This window comes from Nocardioides sp., assembly GCF_041913365.1.
Taxonomy (GTDB): Bacteria; Actinomycetota; Actinomycetes; order Propionibacteriales; family Nocardioidaceae; genus Nocardioides.
In genome coordinates, this window is record NZ_JAYSFM010000001.1 from 573,083 (window position 1) to 591,917 (window position 18,835).

General features: G+C 73.2%; 19 protein-coding genes. 8 read left to right on the top strand and 11 right to left on the bottom strand.

The window, feature by feature from the left end; translation table 11 throughout:
• The first annotated feature begins 11 nt into the window (after positions 1 to 11).
• Positions 12 to 572 (top strand): TetR/AcrR family transcriptional regulator, encoded by a 561-nt coding sequence (locus ACE3QY_RS02875; RefSeq protein WP_374454492.1) that lies wholly within the window; start codon positions 12 to 14, stop codon positions 570 to 572.
• A 1-nt stretch (position 573) separates the two neighbouring features.
• Here the strand turns inward: ACE3QY_RS02875 and ACE3QY_RS02880 are convergent, their stop codons facing one another.
• Positions 574 to 1,215: a response regulator gene (locus ACE3QY_RS02880; RefSeq protein ID WP_374454493.1), complete on the bottom strand. Its 642-nt coding sequence runs from the start codon at positions 1,213 to 1,215 to the stop codon at positions 574 to 576.
• Positions 1,203 to 2,405 (bottom strand): sensor histidine kinase, encoded by a 1,203-nt coding sequence (locus ACE3QY_RS02885; protein ID WP_374454494.1) that lies wholly within the window; start codon positions 2,403 to 2,405, stop codon positions 1,203 to 1,205. Before ACE3QY_RS02885 ends, ACE3QY_RS02880 begins: the two co-directional genes overlap by 13 nt.
• A 155-nt stretch (positions 2,406 to 2,560) precedes the next feature.
• On the opposite strand from ACE3QY_RS02885, the gene ACE3QY_RS02890 reads away from it, so the two are divergent.
• Positions 2,561 to 3,718 (top strand): serine hydrolase domain-containing protein, encoded by a 1,158-nt coding sequence (locus ACE3QY_RS02890; protein WP_374454495.1) that lies wholly within the window; start codon positions 2,561 to 2,563, stop codon positions 3,716 to 3,718.
• 6 nt (positions 3,719 to 3,724) lie between these two features.
• Here the strand turns inward: ACE3QY_RS02890 and ACE3QY_RS02895 are convergent, their stop codons facing one another.
• Positions 3,725 to 4,285, bottom strand: a complete 561-nt coding sequence (locus ACE3QY_RS02895) for a sugar O-acetyltransferase (RefSeq protein WP_374454496.1) — start codon at positions 4,283 to 4,285, stop codon at positions 3,725 to 3,727.
• Between the two features lie 148 nt (positions 4,286 to 4,433).
• On the opposite strand from ACE3QY_RS02895, the gene ACE3QY_RS02900 reads away from it, so the two are divergent.
• Entirely contained in the window at positions 4,434 to 5,810 is a 1,377-nt protein-coding gene (locus tag ACE3QY_RS02900) for an L-serine ammonia-lyase (protein WP_374454497.1), read from the top strand.
• On the opposite strand, the gene ACE3QY_RS02905 is transcribed toward ACE3QY_RS02900, so the two are convergent.
• On the bottom strand, positions 5,791 to 7,044 hold the full coding sequence (locus tag ACE3QY_RS02905) for an MFS transporter (protein WP_374454498.1): 1,254 nt from the start codon (positions 7,042 to 7,044) through the stop codon (positions 5,791 to 5,793). The two genes, ACE3QY_RS02900 and ACE3QY_RS02905, sit on opposite strands and share 20 nt — an antisense overlap.
• 188 nt (positions 7,045 to 7,232) lie before the next feature.
• Between ACE3QY_RS02905 and ACE3QY_RS02910 the strand changes: the two genes are divergently transcribed.
• Entirely contained in the window at positions 7,233 to 8,264 is a 1,032-nt protein-coding gene (locus tag ACE3QY_RS02910; RefSeq protein ID WP_374454499.1) for an NADPH:quinone reductase, read from the top strand.
• A gap of 18 nt (positions 8,265 to 8,282) precedes the next feature.
• Here the strand turns inward: ACE3QY_RS02910 and ACE3QY_RS02915 are convergent, their stop codons facing one another.
• Together ACE3QY_RS02915 and ppk2 are read right to left on the bottom strand one after the other, a co-directional pair.
• Entirely contained in the window at positions 8,283 to 9,311 is a 1,029-nt protein-coding gene (locus ACE3QY_RS02915) for an alanine racemase (protein WP_374454500.1), read from the bottom strand.
• A gap of 33 nt (positions 9,312 to 9,344) precedes the next feature.
• A complete protein-coding gene (ppk2, locus tag ACE3QY_RS02920; protein ID WP_374454501.1) occupies positions 9,345 to 10,157 on the bottom strand; it encodes a polyphosphate kinase 2 in 813 nt (270 codons plus the stop codon).
• A gap of 48 nt (positions 10,158 to 10,205) precedes the next feature.
• On the opposite strand from ppk2, the gene ACE3QY_RS02925 reads away from it, so the two are divergent.
• Together ACE3QY_RS02925 and ACE3QY_RS02930 are read left to right on the top strand one after the other, a co-directional pair.
• Entirely contained in the window at positions 10,206 to 12,473 is a 2,268-nt protein-coding gene (locus ACE3QY_RS02925; protein WP_374454502.1) for an aminotransferase class III-fold pyridoxal phosphate-dependent enzyme, read from the top strand.
• 10 nt (positions 12,474 to 12,483) lie between these two features.
• Entirely contained in the window at positions 12,484 to 12,960 is a 477-nt protein-coding gene (locus ACE3QY_RS02930; RefSeq protein WP_374454503.1) for a PPOX class F420-dependent oxidoreductase, read from the top strand.
• A gap of 12 nt (positions 12,961 to 12,972) precedes the next feature.
• Here the strand turns inward: ACE3QY_RS02930 and ACE3QY_RS02935 are convergent, their stop codons facing one another.
• Both ACE3QY_RS02935 and ACE3QY_RS02940 read right to left on the bottom strand, forming a co-directional pair.
• Positions 12,973 to 14,079, bottom strand: coding sequence for a sensor histidine kinase (locus tag ACE3QY_RS02935; protein ID WP_374454504.1), 1,107 nt, complete (start codon positions 14,077 to 14,079; stop codon positions 12,973 to 12,975).
• On the bottom strand, positions 14,072 to 14,749 hold the full coding sequence (locus tag ACE3QY_RS02940; RefSeq protein WP_374454505.1) for a response regulator transcription factor: 678 nt from the start codon (positions 14,747 to 14,749) through the stop codon (positions 14,072 to 14,074). The genes ACE3QY_RS02935 and ACE3QY_RS02940 overlap by 8 nt, the downstream gene beginning before the upstream one ends.
• A gap of 87 nt (positions 14,750 to 14,836) precedes the next feature.
• Between ACE3QY_RS02940 and ACE3QY_RS02945 the strand changes: the two genes are divergently transcribed.
• Positions 14,837 to 15,463, top strand: coding sequence for a D-alanyl-D-alanine carboxypeptidase family protein (locus ACE3QY_RS02945; protein ID WP_374454506.1), 627 nt, complete (start codon positions 14,837 to 14,839; stop codon positions 15,461 to 15,463).
• Here ACE3QY_RS02945 and ACE3QY_RS02950 read toward each other — a convergent pair.
• The 3 genes from ACE3QY_RS02950 to ACE3QY_RS02960 all read right to left on the bottom strand — a co-directional run bounded on the left by ACE3QY_RS02950 (position 15,355) and on the right by ACE3QY_RS02960 (position 17,514).
• A complete protein-coding gene (locus tag ACE3QY_RS02950) occupies positions 15,355 to 16,254 on the bottom strand; it encodes an alpha/beta fold hydrolase (protein ID WP_374454507.1) in 900 nt (299 codons plus the stop codon). The two genes, ACE3QY_RS02945 and ACE3QY_RS02950, sit on opposite strands and share 109 nt — an antisense overlap.
• Before the next feature lie 68 nt (positions 16,255 to 16,322).
• Positions 16,323 to 16,766: an SRPBCC family protein gene (locus ACE3QY_RS02955; RefSeq protein WP_374454508.1), complete on the bottom strand. Its 444-nt coding sequence runs from the start codon at positions 16,764 to 16,766 to the stop codon at positions 16,323 to 16,325.
• A gap of 58 nt (positions 16,767 to 16,824) precedes the next feature.
• Entirely contained in the window at positions 16,825 to 17,514 is a 690-nt protein-coding gene (locus ACE3QY_RS02960) for a GntR family transcriptional regulator (RefSeq protein WP_374454509.1), read from the bottom strand.
• A gap of 91 nt (positions 17,515 to 17,605) precedes the next feature.
• On the opposite strand from ACE3QY_RS02960, the gene ACE3QY_RS02965 reads away from it, so the two are divergent.
• Positions 17,606 to 18,835, top strand: a complete 1,230-nt coding sequence (locus ACE3QY_RS02965) for an NRAMP family divalent metal transporter (protein WP_374454510.1) — start codon at positions 17,606 to 17,608, stop codon at positions 18,833 to 18,835.

Below are 18,835 nucleotides of genomic sequence, written 5' to 3' on the forward strand. Positions count from 1 at the left end.
ATGCTTCCAGTGTGGCCAGGGCCGAGACACGCGAGCGCATCCTCGACACCGCGGAGCGGTTGTTCTTCGCCGACGGCATCGGCGTGACGGGCGTGGATCGGGTGGCCGCCGAGGCGGGCGTGGCGATCGCGACGCTGTACCAGCACGTCGGCAGCAAGGACGGGTTGCTCGCCGCCGTGCTCGACCGCCGCCTCGCGGCGTGGACGACCCAGTGGGAGGCCTCGATCGAGGCGGCCACCTCGCCGCGCGCGCGGCTGCTGGCGTTGTTCGACGCGCTCGCGGAGTTCCGGCGGACCTCGGGCACCACCCAGTGGTGCGCCTTCCTCGCCACGGCGTCCGAACGCCCCTCGGGCGACCCGGACGATCCCGTCGAGCTCCTCGTCCTGGCGGACACCTCCGTCCTCGCCACCCGGCTGCGCGCGCTCGCGCGGGAGGCGGAGGTCGCGGACGTCGACGCAGTCGTCGACCAGCTGCTGGTGGTCTACAACGGGGCGCTGGCCAGCCTGCTGCGTGGCTCACCGGCGGACCCGGTCGCCCGGGCCCGGACCATCGCCGAGGCGATCGTCCCGTGACTCAGCGGTTCTCGAGGTAGTGCAGCACGGCCGTGACGCGCCGGTCGGCGTCGTCGGAGGGCGGCAGGTCGAGCTTGGCGAAGATCGAGCGGATGTGCTTGTGCACCGCACCGTCGGTCACCACCAGCTCCTGGGCGATGGCGGCGTTGCCGCGCCCCTCGGCCATCAGCGAGAGCACCTCGCGCTCGCGCGCGGTCAGTCGCGCCATCCGCGGGTCGGGCCGCGCGACGAGCTGGGCGACCACCTCGGGGTCGATCGCCGTGCCGCCCCTGGCCACGTGCTCCAGCGCCTGCACGAAGGTCTCGACCCGGCCGACCCGCTCCTTGAGCAGGTAGCCCAGGCCGGCGCTTCCCTGCGAGAGCAGGTCGGTGGCGAAGGCCCGCTCGACGTAGGCCGAGAGCACCAGCACCGGGAGGCCCGGGCGCCTGCGCCTGGCCTCCACGGCGGCGCGGACGCCCTCGTCGGTGTGCGTCGGCGGCATGCGAACGTCGACCACGGCGACGTCGGGCTCGTGCCGGTCGACCGCGGCCAGCAGCTGCTCGCCGTCGCCGACCGCGGCGACCACCTCGTGCCCCTCCGCGACCAGCACTGCGCCGATGCCCTCGCGCAGCAGCGCGTCGTCCTCCGCAATCACGATCCGCACGGGACCTCCACCCTCAGCTCGGTCGGGCCGCCCGCCGGGCTGACCAGCGTCCACTGTCCGTCCATCGCCTCGACCCGCTGGCGGATGCCGGCGAGCCCCGACCCGTCGCCCTCGTGCGCGCCGCCCGTGCCGTCGTCGGTCACGACGGCCTCGACGGTGTCGTCCGCGCGGCGGCGTACGACGACCGCGACGCGCCGCGCTCCGCTGTGCCGCGCGACGTTGGTCAGGGCCTCGGCGACCACGAAGTAGACGGTGGCCTCGACCGCGGCGGCGCAGCGCCCCGGCACGTCGACCTCGACCGAGCAGGGGACCGGGCTGGCGGCGGCGAGCCCGTGCAGCGCGCCCTCGAGGCCGCGGTCGGCCAGCACCGGCGGCAGGATGCTGCGCACGACCGCGCGCAGCTCCGCCAGGGCGAGCTCGGCCGCGTCCTGCGCCTGCCCGAGCAGGTGCTCGGTCTGCTGCGGGTTGCCGGCGAGGCTGCGTCGGGCGGCACCGATCATCACGGTCGCGGCGACGACCCGGTTCTGCGCGCCGTCGTGCAGCGACCGCTCGATCCTGCGGAGCTCGGCCGCGTGCGCGTCCAGCGCCGCCGCGCGGGTGCGGGTGAGCTCGGCGACCCGGAGCGTGAGGTCGCCCGGCACCTCGCCGAGCAGGGTCCGCGCGACCCGGAGCTGGCGTCGCGCGGCGACCGGTGCACCCCCGACCGTCAGCGCGGCCCACGCCAGGCCGAGCAGGACGACGGCGGGCACGCCCGACCAGTCGTGCACGACCCACAGCCCCAGCGACGGGCTGGCCCAGCCGTCGGGCAGCGACCACCACCACAGCGGGAAGGTCAGGTCGCGCACCGCGGACAGCGGCGCGAGCACGGCCAGGAAGCCGACGACGGTGCCGGCCAGGGCGTGGCGGGCCAGCCAGTGCAGCTCGGCACGGGTGGCCGGGTCTCGGAGCGCCTCGCGCAGCCGGTCGGGTCGCGCCGACGGCGGCAGCACCTCCTCGCCCCAGCGCCCGAGGCGTACGCGCTCGCGGTCGGCGAGGCCGTGCACGGCACCCAGCGTCGCCCGGGACGTGAACCAGCCGAGCGTCACCGACCACACGAGGACGGCCAGCGCGAGCAGCGCGGTGCCGAACCCGCCGAGCAGCTGCTCCAGCGAGCGGAGGGTGCGCCGGAGGGCGAGCGGGGCGGAGGGCACGTCTGCACGGTAGGGGCCGGACGCGCTCGTCCCAAGGGATCCTGCCCAGGAGTAGTGCCTGCTGTACCACCGTCTCGGCAGGCAGCGGGATCGAGAACGAGCAGGCGCGCGACCACGGTTGAGGAACATCCAGATCCCCCCACCGAGGAGACCTCATGTTCGACATCTCGCACCGCATCTCACGTCGTACGGCGGCCGCGCTCGCCGCCGTAGCCGTCGCGCTGTCCGTGACCACCAACGTCGTCGACGCGAAGGCCGAGCCGGCCGGCCCGCAGCAGCGGCTCGACCGGCTCGTGTCGCACACCGGATTCCCCGGCGTGATCGCCGCCGTGGGTGACGCCGACGGCGTCCGTACCTACACCGCCGGCACGGGCGACCTCGCGACGGGCGAGGCCGTGCCCGCGGACTCGCGGGTCCGCATCGCCAGCAACACCAAGATGTTCACCGCCACGGTCGTGCTGCAGCTCGTCGAGGAGGGGAAGGTCGACCTCGACGCGCGCGTCGAGCGCTACCTGCCCGGCGTCGTGCGCGGACCCGGCGGCGACGGACGACGCATCACCGTGCGCCAGCTGCTCCAGCAGACCAGTGGGCTGCCCGACTACGACTCCCTGGTCATCGAGGCCGGCGGGTCGATGAGCGCGGTCGCGCACACCTACTTCGAGCCGCACGACCTGCTCGAGGCCGCGCTCGCCGAGAGGCGTCACTTCGCCCCGGGCACGAAGTGGGAGTACTCCAACACCAACTACGTCCTCCTCGGCCTGCTGGTGCAGCGCGTCACCGAGCGTCCTGTGGGGGAGGAGATCGCCCGACGCATCATCACGCCGCTCGACCTGCGCGACACCTACTGGCCCCGGGTCGGCGAGCAGCGCATCCGCGGCAGCCACCCCCACGGCTACCTCGCCGAGGAGCCCGGGGCGCCCTGGGAGGACATCACCCGGATGGACCCGTCGCTCGGCTGGGCCGCCGGCCAGCTCGTGTCCACGCCCAAGGACCTCGGCGCCTTCATGACCGCACTGGTCGGCGGCGAGCTCCTCGAGCCCGGACTGCTGGCGGAGATGCGGGAGACCGTGCGCGCGCCGCACTTCGATGCCGAGCCCGGCTGGCGCTACGGCCTGGGCCTGGCGCGCACCGAGCTCGAGTGCGGTGGGGTCGGCTGGGGCCACGGCGGGGACATCCAGGGCTTCGAGACCCGCAACCTGGTGACCGACGACGGCCGCTGGGCCGTCGTCGCCGTCACCGCGCTGCCGACGAGCATGGACATGGTCGCCGACGTCAGCAACACCGTCGAGGACCTCGTCTGCGACCAGCCGTGACAGCGCTCAGAGCTCGCGGACGACTCGCGCGGGCGAGCCGACGGCCACCACGCCAGGAGGGAGGTCGCGGGTGACGACCGATCCGGCGCCGACCACCGTGTCGGCGCCGATCGTCACGCCCGGGCAGACGATCACGCCACCGCCGAGCCAGACGTTGTCGTCGATGACGATCGGCTCGGCCGCCTCCCACTTGTCGCGGCGCGGACCGGGCTCCAGCGGGTGCGTCGCCGTCAGCAGCTGGACGTTCGGTCCGATCTGGACGTCGTCCCCGATGGTGATCGTGGCGACGTCGAGCAGGATCACGCCCCAGTTGACGAACGTGCGGGCGCCGATCGTCGTCTGGTAGCCGTAGTCGCACTGGAGCGGGGGCCGGATCTCGCTTTCCGGGCCAAAGGCGCCGAGCAATTCCTCCAGCAGGGTGCGACGACCTGCGCCGTCGTTGGGGTCCATCGTGTTGATGCGGTGCGCCAGCCCCTGGGCGCGTCGCGACTCCTCCCCGAGCACGGGGTCGTCCGCGATGTAGAGCTCGCCCGCTAGCATCCGGTCGCGCATCGTCCGCTCAGTCATGGGACCAACGTGCCGATCGCGTGTCGCCGCCCGTTGCGCGGTGCGCAACGCTCTGCGAATAGCGCAACTTGGGTCTTGTTTCGTCCGGTCTCGGAGCCTCATCATCGAGGGTGCTGCCGACAACGGCGTCGGCGGTGGAGGGAACGCCATGACCATCAGCGTGTTCGACCTGTTCAAGGTGGGCATCGGCCCCTCCAGCTCGCACACGGTCGGACCGATGAAGGCGGCGTACCTCTTCTCCGACGGGCTGCGGTCCGACGGTCTGCTCGCCGACGTGGCGCGGGTGCACGTCGAGCTCTTCGGCTCGCTCGGCGCCACCGGCCACGGGCACGGCAGCGTGAAGGCCGTCGTCCTGGGGCTGGCCGGCGAGCAGCCGCACCTCGTCGACCCGGTCGCGGCCGACCCGATGGTGCAGACGGTCCTCGCCACGGGGTGCCTGCCGCTCGCGGGCGAGCAGCGCGTGCCGTTCACGGTCGACGACGTGGTGCTGCACCGGCGCAAGCGGCTGGAGTTCCACACCAACGGCATGGTGTTCCAGGCCTTCGACGCGAGTGGTGCCGAGCTGCGCCGGCGCGAGTACTACTCGGTGGGCGGCGGCTTCGTCCTCGACGAGGACGACCTCGGCAACCCCGTGATCGTCGCCGACGAGACGCCGGTGCCGCATCCGTTCACGACCGCCGACGAGCTGCTCGCCATCACGACCGCGACGGGGCTGCGGATCAGCGACGTGATGCTCGCGAACGAGACGGTCCGCCGGTCCGAGGCCGCGGTGCGCGCCGAGCTGCTCGCGATCTGGCAGGTGATGCGGGAGTGCGTCGACCGGGGCAGCCGGACGACGGGCGTGCTGCCGGGCGGGTTGAAGGTACGCCGCCGCGCGGCCGAGCTGAAGGCGAAGCTCGACGTCGAGTGGGCCTCCGGCGTCGCCGACCCGCTCGGGGCGATGGAGTGGGTGACCCTCTACGCGCTGGCGGTCAACGAGGAGAACGCCGCCGGTGGCCGGATCGTGACGGCGCCGACCAACGGCGCCGCCGGGATCGTGCCGGCCGTGGCGCTCTACTACCACCACTTCGTGCCCGGTGCCGACGACGACGGCATCGTCCGCTACCTGCTGACCGCCGCCGCGATCGGCCTGCTGTTCAAGGAGAACGCGTCGATCTCCGGCGCCGAGGTCGGCTGCCAGGGCGAGGTCGGCTCCGCCTGCTCGATGGCGGCCGGCGGCCTGGCCGAGATCCTCGGCGGCACGCCGCAGCAGGTGGAGAACGCCGCCGAGATCGGCATCGAGCACAACCTCGGCCTCACCTGCGATCCCGTGGGTGGGCTGGTGCAGATCCCCTGCATCGAGCGCAACGCCGTCGCCTCGATCAAGGCCATCACAGCGGCGCGGATGGCGGTGCGCGGCGACGGTTCCCACCACGTCTCCCTCGACAAGGCCATCAAGACCATGCGCGAGACGGGGCGCGACATGAAGGACAAGTACAAGGAGACCGCGCGCGGCGGCCTCGCCCTCAACGTCGTGGAGTGCTGACCAGCTCCCGGGCCGGGGCCTCGTCGGCGGCGGGAGTGGTCGCCACCCGCAGGCGGCGCTGCTGCGAGGTCATCAGCAGCACGGCGACCACCGTGGCGCCGACCGTCACGGAGAAGGCCGCGGTCGCGCCGGACGCGTCCGCGAGGCGGCCCGCGAGGCTGGAGCCGAGGGCGTACCCGAGACCGGTCGCACTGGCGAGCATCGTCATCGCCGCGCCGACGCGCGTCGGCGGCACCACGCGCTCGGCGAGGGAGAACACGGCGATCATGTACGGCGCCACCGCGAAGCCCAGCACGAGCACTGTCGCGGTCGTGCCGAGGAGCGTCTCGACCAGCAGCAGCGGCAGCGAGAAGGCGAGCAGCGCCCACGCCGCGACCAGGGCGCGGCGCTCGTGGCCGATCCGCTCGGGGACGTACGCCGTCGCCAGCCCGGCGAGAGCGCTGCCGACGCCGAGCGTGGCGTGCACGAAGCCGGCCAGCCCGGGGCTGCCGAGGTCGGTGGCCAGCACGGTCGCGCCGGTCTGGGTCGCCCCGAAGAGCGACCCGATGGTCACCTGCGCGACGGCCAGCACGACGAAGGCGGGCACGAGGAGCCGGCCGGTGGCCGCGACGTGGCGGCCCTCGTGGGCGAGCCGGGCCGAGGAGTCGAGCGCGAACGCCGAACCGAAGACCGCGAGCAGCGCGGCCGCGAGCAGCAGCGCGCCCGAGGGCGAGAAGACGGCGACGGAGAGCCCGACCAGGGCGGGGCCGATGGCGAAGGAAGCCTCGTCGGCCGCCCCCTCGTAGGAGAACGCCGCGTCGACGAGACGTCGCTGGTGCGGGCCGGTCGAGCGCGTCAGCGGACGCCACCGCACCCGCGCCAGCGGCCCGACCTGGGGGAGGGCGAGGCCGGTCGCGGCTGCGGTGAGCACCACGAGGGCGTCCGCGGCGTCGGCGTGCACCACGGCGACGAGCGTCGCCAGGCCGGCCGCGCCGAGCAGGGACTGGGCGAGCACGACGTGGCGCTGGCCGATCCGGTCGGCCAGCGTGCCGGCCATCGGCGCGCCCACGGCGTTTGCGACGGCGAGCGCGCCGGCGCTCAGGCCGCCGAGGCCGTAGCTGCCGCTGGCGGTGGCGACGAGGAGGAGGGTGCCGAGCTGGCTCATGGCGAGCGGCAGCCGGCCGATGAACGCCACGAGGACGTAGGTCGGTCCGGCCAGCTGCAGGAGTCGGCGGTAGGAGGCGAGAGGGCTCACGGGCGGGTCTTTCTGGGTGCGTCGGAACGACGCGCCGAACCCACCTCCAAGACGCGTGAAACCCTCTGCTGCCACCGATTCTAGGGAGGCGGCCGGCTCCGTGCGCAATCCGGGCGGGCCTGCTGGCGGGCATGGATCGTCGGTGGTAGGCGTTGGGGGAGAACTGTCTGTCGACGAAGGGCAACTCGATGCGTGCTGTGGTCTACACCGAGAGCGGCGACTCCTCCGTGCTGGAGGTGGTGGACCGTGACGTGCCGGAGCCCGGGCGCGACGAGGTGCGGGTGCGGGTCATCCGCGCCGGGGTGAACCCGACGGACTGGAAGTTCCGCGCGGGCGGCATGGGCGAGCTCGCCTTCCCCGAGATCGTGCCCGGCCAGGACGGCGCCGGCATCGTCGCCGCGGTCGGGGCCGGGGTCACCGACCTCGCGGTCGGCGACCGCGTGTGGACCATGCTCGCCCAGCACACCCGGCCGGGCGGCACGGCGCAGGAGCAGCTCGTGCTGCCGGTGGCCAACGTGACCGTGCTGCCCGACACGGCGTCGTACGACGTGGGCGCCTCGCTCGGCGTCCCGGCGATCACCGCGCACCGTGCACTGACCACGTCCGAGGACGGGCCCGACCGGCTCGCACCCGGTGCCCTCGCCGGGATGACGGTGCTCGTCGCGGGCGGCGCCGGCGCGGTCGGCAACGCGGCGATCCAGCTCGCCCGGTGGGCCGGCGCCACCGTGATCAGCACCGTGAGCGGCGACGAGAAGGCCGCGCTCGCCACGGCTGCTGGCGCGCACCACACGGTCAACTACCGCGAGGGCGACACCGTCGCGGCGGTCCGCGAGCTCGCGCCGGACGGGGTGGACCTCGTCGTCGAGGTCGCGCCCGCGCAGAACCTGCGCGCCGACGTCCAGGTGATCAAGCCGCGCGGCACGATCGCGATCTACGCCAACAACGGCGGCGACGAGGTCACCCTCAGCGTGCGCGAGACCTTCTCGACCAACGCCCGCTTCCAGTGGGTGCTGCTCTACACCGTCGGCCAGTCCGCGCTGCGGGCCGCGGCCGAGGACGTCACGGCGGCGGTCGCCGCAGGTGCCTTCGGCGTCGGTGAGGAGCACGGCCTGCCCCTCCACCACTACCCGCTCGAGCGGACGGCCGACGCCCATGCGGCGGTCGAGGACGGCGCCGTCGGCAAGGTCCTGCTCGACGTCGGGGAGGTCCGGGCGGAATGACCGGCGGCTGATCGGAGATCAGGTGTTGGCGCCCCGCGCGTCCACCCGCCACGTGCCGTCGGCGACCACGAGCTCGTCGGCGAGGTTGACCGCCGTGCACACGTGGTTGGGCACGACGCGGACGCGGGTCCCGCGAGGTGCGTCGAAGCCGGTGACGGTGGCGTGGTGCTCGGACAGGGCGGTGATGACGGCGTCCGGGTGGTCGAGGAGCCGTCCGTGACCGGTCGCCCACGACGACCGGTCGGCCCCGAGCACCTTGCTGCCGGCGTCGAGCACCACCCGGTCGGGGTAGCGGCCGACGACGGTGGCGACGACCGTCAGGGCGACCTGCTGCGGCGCGATGGTGCCCAGCTCCCACTGCTGGGCGTCGCCGAAGACGTACACGCCGGGGCGGACCTCGGTCAGCACCTCGGCGCGGGCGTAGGCGACGGACGGTGTCGAGCCACCGCTGACCGCTGCGCACGGGACGCCGCCTGCCTCCAGCGCGTCGCGGGCGGCGCCGAGCTCGCGTTGCTCGTCGGCAGCGGCGGACGCCCGTGAGTCAGGTGAGTAGGAGTGGCCGGGGAACGTGAACACGCCGTCGACCGCCACGTCCGCCTCGGCCGCGGCGGTCGCAATGGCGAGGACCTCGCCCACGGGCACGCCGCTTCGGTGGTGCCCGCTGTCGACCTCGATGCGGACCCGCAGCCCCGCGCCGGCGAGGGGCGCGAGCCGGCGTACGGAGTCCACGGAGTCGACGCCGACGGTCACGCCGGCTCGGTCGAGCAGCCTCCGCAGACGGCCGGTCCGCTCGTCGTCCATCCAGAGCGGATAGGCGACGAAGAGGTCGTCGCACACCTCGGCGAAGACCTCCGCCTCGGAGACCGTCGCGACGGTCAGGCCGACGGCTCCGGCCGCGAGCTGGAGCCTGGCCACCTGGAGCGACTTGTGGGTCTTGGCGTGAGGTCGCAGGGCGAGGCGCGCGGCATCGGCCGCCCGCTGCATCGCGTGGATGTTGTCCTCGAGGACGTCACGGTCGACCGCGACGTGGGGTGTCGGCCTGCTCACCCCGCCATGCTCCCAGCCGGGTGCGACGACGCCTCAGAACAGCTGTGGGACGAACGTCTGCTCGTGGAGCGGCGGCCGGACGTACGGCACGTTCCGCACCTCGGGGAGCGTGACGCGGGGCGGTGCGACGTCCTCGTAGTCGAACTGCGCGAGCAGGTGGCTGATGCAGTTGAGCCGCGAGGCGAGCTTGTCGTCGGACGGCACGACGTACCAGGGCGCCTGCTTGATGTCGGTGTACTGGAAGGTGGTGTCCTTGGCCATCGAGTAGCGGACGTAGAGCTCGCGCTCGGCGAGGTCCATGTCGGAGAGCTTCCAGCGCTTGAGGGGCTCGTTGTTGCGGGCCTCGAACCGGCGCTGCTGCTCCTCCGCGCTGACGGAGAACCAGTACTTCAGCACCACGGTCCCCGAGCGGACGAGCATCCGCTCGAACTCCGGGCAGCTGCGCAGGAACTCCTGGTGCTCGTCCGCGGTGCAGAAGCCCATCACCCACTCGACGTTCGAGCGGTTGTACCAGGAGCGGTCGAACAGGACCATCTCGCCGGCGGCGGGCAGGTGCTCGACGTAGCGCTGGAAGTACCACTGCGTGCGCTCGCGGTCGGTGGGCTTGGGCAGCGCGGCGATCCGCACGGTGCGTGGACTGGTGCGCTCGGTGATCCGCTTGATCACCCCGCCCTTGCCGGCCGACCCGCGGCCCTCGAAGAGCACCACGACCTTGAGGCCCTGCGACTGGATCCAGTACTGCAGCAGCACGAGCTGCTCCTGGAGGCGCTTCATCTCGGCCTCGTAGACCGACGTGCGCAGTCGTCCCTTGGCGGTGTAGCGCTCGTCCTTGCCGGTGTCGCCCATCTCGCCTCCTGCGGGGTGCTGGCCCGAGACTACGACTAGCCTGCGGCCGTGGCACAGGACGTGTTGGAGGAGCCGCCTCCGCGGCTGGCGGAGGAGTCCGTGCGCCGGCTCGTGGCCGACCACTGGGGCCTCCCGGCCGACGAGGTGCGGCCACTGTCGAGCGAGCGCGACCTCAACGTCCTGGTCGACGACCACGTCCTCAAGGTCTCCAACCCGGCCGAGTCGCGGGCGCTCGTGGAGATGGAGGTCGCGGCCATGGCGCACGTGACGGCCGTCGACCCGTCACTGGTCGTCCCACTCACCGCGAGCTGCCTCGACCGCGGCGCGATCGCCGAGATCGCCGACGACTCCGGCCGCGTGTGCCTGGCGCGCATGATCACGACGGTGCCCGGTTCCGAGCTGGAGGGGCAGGTGGTCACCGAGGCGCTCGCCGAGCAGGTCGGCGCCGCGACCGCGCGGCTCCAGGCGGCGCTGCGCGGCTTCTTCCACCCGGCCGCGGGCTCCCGCGACCTCGACTGGGACGTACGACGGCTGCCTGCCGTCGCGGCGCGGGCCGGCCTCGCCGCCGATGACCCGCTCGGTGCGGTCGTCGCGCGCGTCTCCGCGTCGCTCGCGCGGGTCACCGCGCTGCCCGGCGGGATCCACCACGCCGACCTCACGCTGACCAACGTGCTCGTCGAGGACGGTGCGGTCACGGGCCTCATCGACTTCGGCGACCTGCACCACACCGCCGACGTCGCCGACCTCGCCGTCACCCTCACCTCGGTCCTGCGCAACACCAGCGCGACCCAGGTCTGCTCGCTGTGGGAGCTGGCCGGCGCGACCCTGCGCGGCTACCAGCGGCTCCGCCCGCTCCTCCACGACGAGGTCGACGTCCTCGGGGAGCTGGTCCTGTCCCGGCTCGCGCTCAGCACGATCATCTCCCGCGCCCGGGCGGCCGCCCACCCCGACAACACGGCGTACATCAACCAGTACGACGACGCCAACGCCCGGACGACGGCCGAGCTCGCGCAGCTCACGCCCGCCGAGCTGGCCGGGCGGCTGCACCGTCTCGCCGGGACCAGGGTGGCTCCGCGGACCGACCTGGCGGAGCGGCGCGCTGCGGTCATGGGCGGCGGGGTCGCCCCGCTGTTCTACGCGCAGCCACTGGAGATCGTCAGCGGCGAGGGTGCCTGGTTGACCGACGCGTCCGGGCGGCGCTACCTCGACGCCTACAACAACGTCGCGGTAGTGGGCCACGCCGACCCGACCGTGACGCACCGCGTGAGCCGCCAGCTCGGCCGGCTCAACACCCACTCGCGATACCTCCACCCCGAGGTGGTCGAGCTCGCCGAGCGGCTGGTCGCCACGATGCCGCCCGGGCTGGACACCGTCCTCTTCACCACGTCGGGCACCGAGGCCAACGAGGTGGCCTGGCGGCTGGCGACCGAGTGGACCGGTGGGTCGGGCGCGCTGATCGTCGAGCACGGCTACCACGGCTCCACGAAGTGGATGGCCGACCTGAGCTCCAACGAGTGGCCACCGGGCCACCGGCCCGAGGCGGTCGGGACCTTCCGCGCGCCGATCGCGCCAGCGGACCTCTCCGCGGCCTCGACGAGCGACCAGGTGCGGGCCGCTGCGGGGGCGCTCGCGGACCGCGGGCACCGGCCCGCGCTGCTGCTGGCCGACTCCGGCTTCACCAGCGAGGGCGTGCACGACGCGCCGGTGTCGTACTTCGAGGGGCTGCGCGCGGGTGCGCACGCGGCGGGTGCGCTCTACCTCGCCGACGAGGTGCAGGTCGGCTACGGCCGCACCGGGCCGGCGATGTGGCGCTTCGCGCAGTCGGGCGTCGTGCCCGACCTCGTCACCGTCGGCAAGCCGATGGGGGCGGGTTACCCGATGGGCGCCGTCGTCGCACGTCGCGAGGTCGTCGATCGCCTCGCCGAGCGCTACGAGTACTTCTCGACCTTCGCCGCGACGCCGGCCGCGGCCGCCGCCGGCAACGCCGTGCTCGACGTGCTGCACGACTGGCGGCTCCCCGACAGGGCACTCGTGATCGGCGCGCACCTCCAGCAGCGCCTGCGCGACCTCGCTGCCTCGACCGGCCTGCTCGGGGAGGTGCGCGGGACCGGGCTGGTGGTCGGCGTCGACGTCCTCGGTGGACGGGAGGTGGCCCGCGCACTGCTCGAGTCCCTCGTCCGCGAGGGTGCGCTCGCCGGGCTGACCGGGCCCCGTGGCGACGTGCTCAAGGTGCGGCCGCCGCTCGTCTGGGACGAGACCCACGTCGACCACTTCGCTGGCTGTCTCGCGCGGGCGCTGCGCGAGGTCCGCGGCTAGCCTCGACGGCATGGCTCCCCGGATCGCGACCAACACCGACGTCGGGCTCGACGACCTGCTCGACTTCGTCCGCCCGCGCCACCGGATGGTGCTGATGACCCGGAAGGCCGACGGCTCGCCGCAGGCCTCGCCGGTGGCCGGCGGGGTCGACGACAGCGGTCGGATCGTCATCTCGAGCTATCCGCAGCGCGCCAAGACGAGGAACGCGCGTCGCAACCCGGAGGTCTCGGTGCTGGTGCTCTCCGACGACTGGGACGACGCGTGGGTGCAGGTCGACGGCACCTGCGAGGTGCTCGACGCGACCGAGGGTGACGAGGCGCTCGATGCGTTCGTGGAGTACTTCCGCACCATCGCCGGCGAGCACTCCGACTGGGAGGAGTACCGCCGCGCGATGGTGAGCCAGGGCAAGTCGCTGCTCCGCATCACGCCGACCCGATGGAGCACGATCTCGACCGGTGGCTTCCCGCCGGAGGCCGCGCCGGCCTGACGTCGTACGTCGTCAGCGCCGGGGCAGCGTCACGGTCGCGACCAGGCCGCCGTCGGTCCGCGGGGCCAGGTCGAGCCGGCCGTCGTGCGCGGTGGCGATCCGCTGCACGATGGCCAGGCCCAGGCCGACCCCGCCGTGGTCGTCGTGCACCCGCTCGGTGCCGCGCCGGAACGGCTCGGCGAGGGTCTCGACCACGTCGCTGGCGAGGTGGTCGCCGGTGTTCTCGATCCGCAGCACGACGCCGGCCGGCGCCTCACGCGTGGTGACCCACGCGGCGCCGTCGCAGGAGAGGTTGTGGACGATCGCGTTGTGCAGGAGGTTCGTGGTCAGCGTGAGCAGCAGGGCCCGCGACCCCGACGTGGTCGCCGCGTCCCCTCCCGTCGTGACCGTGACGCCGCGCTCCTCGGCCAGCGGCAGCAGCACCTCGGCGGCCTCCTCGGCGAGGAGCGACAGGTCGACGGGCTCGTGGACGAAGCTGCGCTGGTCGGCCCGGCTCAGCACGAGCAGCGCCTCGGTGAGGTCGATCGCACGGGTGTTGACCGTCCGCAGCCGGTCCACGAGCAGGTCGACGTCGGGGGTGGGGTCCTTGGCGGCCACGTCGAGCAGCGTCTGCGTGATGGCGAGCGGCGTACGCAGCTCGTGGGAGGCGTTGGCCGCGAAGCGCTGCTGCTCCGCGACGTGGCTCTCCAGGCGCTCGAGCATCCCGTCGAAGGCGTCGGCGAGCTCGCGGAACTCGTCGCTGCGGCCGGGCAGCCGGATCCGGTGGTCGAGCGCACCGCTGCCGGCTGCTCGGGTGGCGGCGGTGATCCGGTCGAGCGGCGCGAGCATCCGGCCCGCCAGCACCCAGCCACCCGCCAGCCCGACGACGAGGAGCAGGACCATCATCCACGCGGCCTTGGGCGCGAAGGCGTCCCAGAGGTCCGAGCGACCGGGCATGAACGTGCCACCGAACCCGCCGTCGGGCGCGCCCGCGCCGGAGGTCGAGCCCGCCTCGTCGGGGACGTAGCGCAGCAGGAAGACCCACACCACGGCCAGCAGTCCCGCGCCGGCCACCACCAGGAAGCCGGCGTAGCTCAGCGCCAGCCGGAGCCGGACGCTCGGACCGGGCGGCCTAGCCACGGGCGCCGTCCGGGACGTCGATGCGGTAGCCGACGCCCGGCACGGTGGCGATGACCCACGGCTCGCCGAGTCGCTTGCGCAGTGCCGACACGGTGATCCGCACGGCGTTGGTGAACGGGTCCGCGTGCTCGTCCCACGCCCGCTCGAGCAGCTCCTCCGCGCTGACCACGCCGCCCTCGGCGCCCACCAGCACCTCGAGCACGGCGAACTGCTTGCGGGTGAGCGCGACGTAGCGGCCGTCGCGGTGCACCTCGCGCCGGAACGGGTCGACGCGCAGGCCGGCGAGCTCACGCACCGGCGGACGGTGGTGCCCGCGCCGGCGGTCCAGGGCGCGGAGGCGGAGGACCAGCTCCTGCAGCTCGAACGGCTTGGTGAGGTAGTCGTCGGCGCCGAGCTCGAAGCCGGACGCCTTGTCGTCGAGCCGGTCGGCGGCGGTGAGCATCAGGATCGGCACGCCGGAGCCCGACGCGACGATGTGGGCCGCCACTTCGTCGCCGGACGGACCCGGGATGTCGCGGTCCAGCACCGCGATGTCGTACGCGTTGAGGCCGAGGAGCTCCAGCGCGGCGTCGCCGTCACCGGCGATGTCGGCCGCGATCGCCTCCAGTCGCAGGCCGTCGCGGATGGCGCCCGCCATGAGGGGCTCGTCCTCGACGATCAGCACGCGCATGCCCCCGATGGTAGGGAGCGCCGTGTGTCGTCGGCGTATCGAAATCTCCATACGCCCATGCAACGTCGCGCTTCCTTCACTGGTCGCATGTCACCAGCACGCCTCGTCGCCCTCGCTCTCGCCCTGCTCGCCGTCGGCTGCGCCGCGTCCCAGGAGCCGTCGGTCCTCGCGCTGGACCGCGTCGCGGGCTCGTCGGCTGCGTTGCGGGGCCAGCTCCCGGCCGGCACGACGGCGTACGACGACCTCCCGGGCGTGACACGGCTCGAGCGCCGGCTGCGCGACGAGCTCCGCGCCGCCACCACCGCCGCCGCGGCGGACGGGGTCCGGATCGAGGTCACCAGCGGCTGGCGGTCGAGGGCCTACCAGGCCCGGCTGTTCGACGAGGCGGTCGTCGAGCACGGCTCGGAGTCCGCGGCCGCGGCGTGGGTCGCACGTCCCGGGACGTCGGTGCACGAGGCCGGGGCGGCCGTCGACCTGGGCCCCCAGGCGGCCATCGACTGGCTCGTCGAGCACGGGGCCGACCACGGGCTCTGCCAGGTGTACGCCAACGAGCCCTGGCACTTCGAGCTCGACCCGGACGCCGAGGACGTCGGCTGCCCTGACCTCTATGCCGACCCGACCGACGACCCGCGCCTGCGGAACCAGTCGAGCGCGAGCCCGGCGACCTCGTCGGGGGCGTCGTCGGTGATGAAGTGGGCCGCGTTGTCGACGTAGGCGAGCTCGAAGCGGTCGGCGTGGCGCTCCGGGTTGCGGCAGAGGCGCTCGAGCAGCTCGGGGGTCGTCGGGTGGTCGCGACGGCCGAAGACGACGAGCGTCGGCACCGGGAGCCGCTTGCGTCGGTAGACGCCGCGGGCCATCCGCATCGCCTCAGGCAGCACCATGCGACGCACGAGCGGACGCACCGCGGCGTCGACCTCGGGCCGCGCGAACTGGGCGAGGTGCGCCTCGACGGTGGCCTCCGACATAGGGCGAGCGGCGTAGCGCGGGGAGAAGGTGGGCCGCAGCGAGGCGCCGGGCTGGTGCCAGACGAACGGCGGCAGGTGCTGGAAGGCCGGGGCGAGTCGCGGGCTGAAGGTGATGAACGCCGGCCACACCGACAGCTGCACCGCCGTGCGGACGCGGTCGGGGTGGTCGTACGTCAGCTGCATCGCCGTGATCACGCCCATGTCGTGCGAGACGACGTGGGCCCGCTCGATGTCGAGCGCGTCGAGGAGCGCGAGGACGTCGCGGAGCCGGGTCTCGCGCTCGATCCGCGGGTCGTCGGCGACCGTCCAGCCGGCCCCGCGCAGGTCGGGGCACAGCACGCGGAAGCCGCCCGCGGCGACCAGCGGGGCGACCTCGTGCCACTGCCACCAGTGCTCGGGGAAGCCGTGCAGCATCAGGACGGGCTCGCCCTCGCCGATGCTCGCGAGGTGGGTCCGGAGTCCTGGCGTCTCGACGACGGCGTGCTCGAACCCGGGTGCATCGGGCAGTGGCGGCGACCAGGCCGTCGTGGGTGCGGTCATGGCGACCTCCCGTGACGTGGGAACTACATCTATAGTAGATCCGGTCGCGCGGGATGTCGACGGATGGCTCAGCCCTTCAGGCGGTTGAGCACCGTGGTCATGTCGTCCTCGGTGTCGCTGCCGATCTTCTCGAAGACGATCTTCATGATCGGGTCGGCGATCTTCGCCGCGCCCGAGAGCTCGATGACGGCCTCGTAGGTGATCCGGCTGCCCGCGCCGTCGGGGTTGGGCACGACGGTGATGGTGTCGGTGGAGGTCGCCGTGTCGTTGCGGCCGACCAGGACGATCGTGTCGTCGGTGAGCTGCTCGAGGGTGTAGTCGAGCTCGGTGCTCACCCCGGCGATCTTGGACGTGTTGTGCCACCGCGAGCCGACCTGGACAGGACCGGAGTCGATGCGGGTGCAGGACTCGGTGCCGGGGTCCCAGTCCTCGGCGTTGCTGAAGTCCTTGAGGTAGTCGATCACCAGGTCGGGAGCGGGGCGGACGTCGAACGTGCGGCTCACTGTCGTCATGTCCTCGACAGTAGGCACGCGGGTGCGGCGCGCAGATCGCCCGAAGGGGTGCTCCGGCTCAGCCGGACGCAGCGGCGTAGGCCTCCGTCAGCTGCGCCTCGGCCGCGGTGAGGTAGCGCCCGAGGGCCGCCGCGGCCGTCTCGCCGTCGCCCGACTCGAGCAGGTCGAGGATCCGCCGGTTGTCGGCGAGGTAGGGCTCGTGGAAGGTCTGCGGAGCAGCCATCACGTGGAAGACCAGCCGGAGCTCGGCCAGCACGTGGCGCATCGCCTCCTCGACGCGCGGGCTGCCGGCCAGCGCGGCGAGGGACTGGTGGAAGCGCATGTTGGCCGTGCCGACGTCGACCCAGCGCCCGTCGGCCGCGGCCGCCTCGCCCTCCTCCACCGCGCGGCGTACGTCGTCGAGGGCGACGCCGGGCGGACACGTGCGCAGCACGCCGCCCTCCACGAGCCGGCGGAAGCGGTAGAGGTCGTGGACGTCGTCGACGGTGAGCCGCCGGACGAAGACCCCGCGGTTGAACTCGTGGACCAGCAGTCGCTCGTGGGCCAGCAGCCGGAAGGCCTCGCGCAGCGTGTTGCGCGAGACGCCCAGTGCGGCGCCGATGTCCTCCTCGGAGAGCCGGGTGCCGGGCGGCAGGCGGCCCTCGGTGACGTGGGAGCGGAGGATCTCTGCCACCCGGCCGGCAGTGCTGGCGCGCCCGAGGCCCGCCCGCTCCGCGGACAGCTCCTGGACCCATGCGCTCGTCGTCACGGTCGCAGTCTAGGAGATGGGGGGATTGACAGATTGTTGAACAATCCTGCACGGTGGTGTGACGGGGCTCACCACACGGACAGGAAGACCGATGGACCAGCAGGTTGACGAGCAGACGTCAGGCACAGCCGCCCGAGCCGGGAAGGGTGCCCTCGTCGGCGCCATGTTCCTCATGGCAACGAGCGCGATCGGGCCCGGCTTCATCACCCAGACGACGGTCTTCACCGACCAGCTCGGGGCGGCGTTCGCGTTCGCGATCCTGGTCTCGATCCTGGTGGACATCGCCGTCCAGCTGAACGTGTGGCGGGTCATCGGCATCGCCGGCATGCACGCCCAGGACCTCGCCAACAGGGTCGCGCCCGGTGCGGGCTACGTGCTCGCGGCCCTGGTCGTGCTCGGCGGCCTGGTCTTCAACATCGGCAACATCGGCGGCACCGCCCTCGGCATGAACGCGATGTTCGGGATGGACGTCAAGCTCGGCGGGGCGATCTCGGCGGTCATCGCGATCGCCGTCTTCCTGAGCCGCCGCGCGGGTGTGGCGATGGACCGCATCGTCGTCGTGCTCGGCGTGGTGATGATCGGGATGGTGCTCTACACCGCCTTCGTCTCCGACCCGCCGGTCGGCCAGGCGCTGAAGCAGAGCGTGCTGCCCGACGAGATCGACTTCCTCATCATCACCACGCTGATCGGCGGCACCGTCGGCGGCTACATCACCTACGCCGGCGCCCACCGCCTCGTCGACTCCGGCATCACCGGCGCCGACCAGGTCGCGCAGATCAGCCGCGGCAGCGTCACCGGCATCCTGGTCACGGGCGTCATGCGGGTGCTGCTCTTCCTCGCGGTGCTCGGCGTGGTCGCCGGCGGCGCCGCGCTGGCGGCCGACAACCCGCCTGCCTCGGCCTTCCAGCACGCGCTCGGCGACGCCGGCGTCCGGGTCTTCGGTGTCATCCTCTGGGCCGCGAGCATCACCTCGGTCATCGGTGCGTCGTACACGTCCGTGTCGTTCCTGAGCGGGCTGCTCAAGGGCGACCAGCGCCGCCGCAACTACGCGGTCGTCGCCTTCATCGTCGTCTGCGCGGGCCTGTTCCTGGCCCTCGGCAAGGCCCCGGTCACGCTGCTGGTCCTGGCCGGCGCGCTCAACGGCCTGATCCTCCCCGTCGGCCTCGCCGTGATCCTCTGGGTCGCCGCCCGCCGCACCCACGACCTGCTCGGCGGCTACCGCTACCCGCGCTGGCTGCTCGCGGTCGGCGTCGCGGTCTGGCTCCTCACGCTCTACCTCGGCTGGGAGTCGCTCGGCGGCATCGCCGACCTGTGGGCCTGA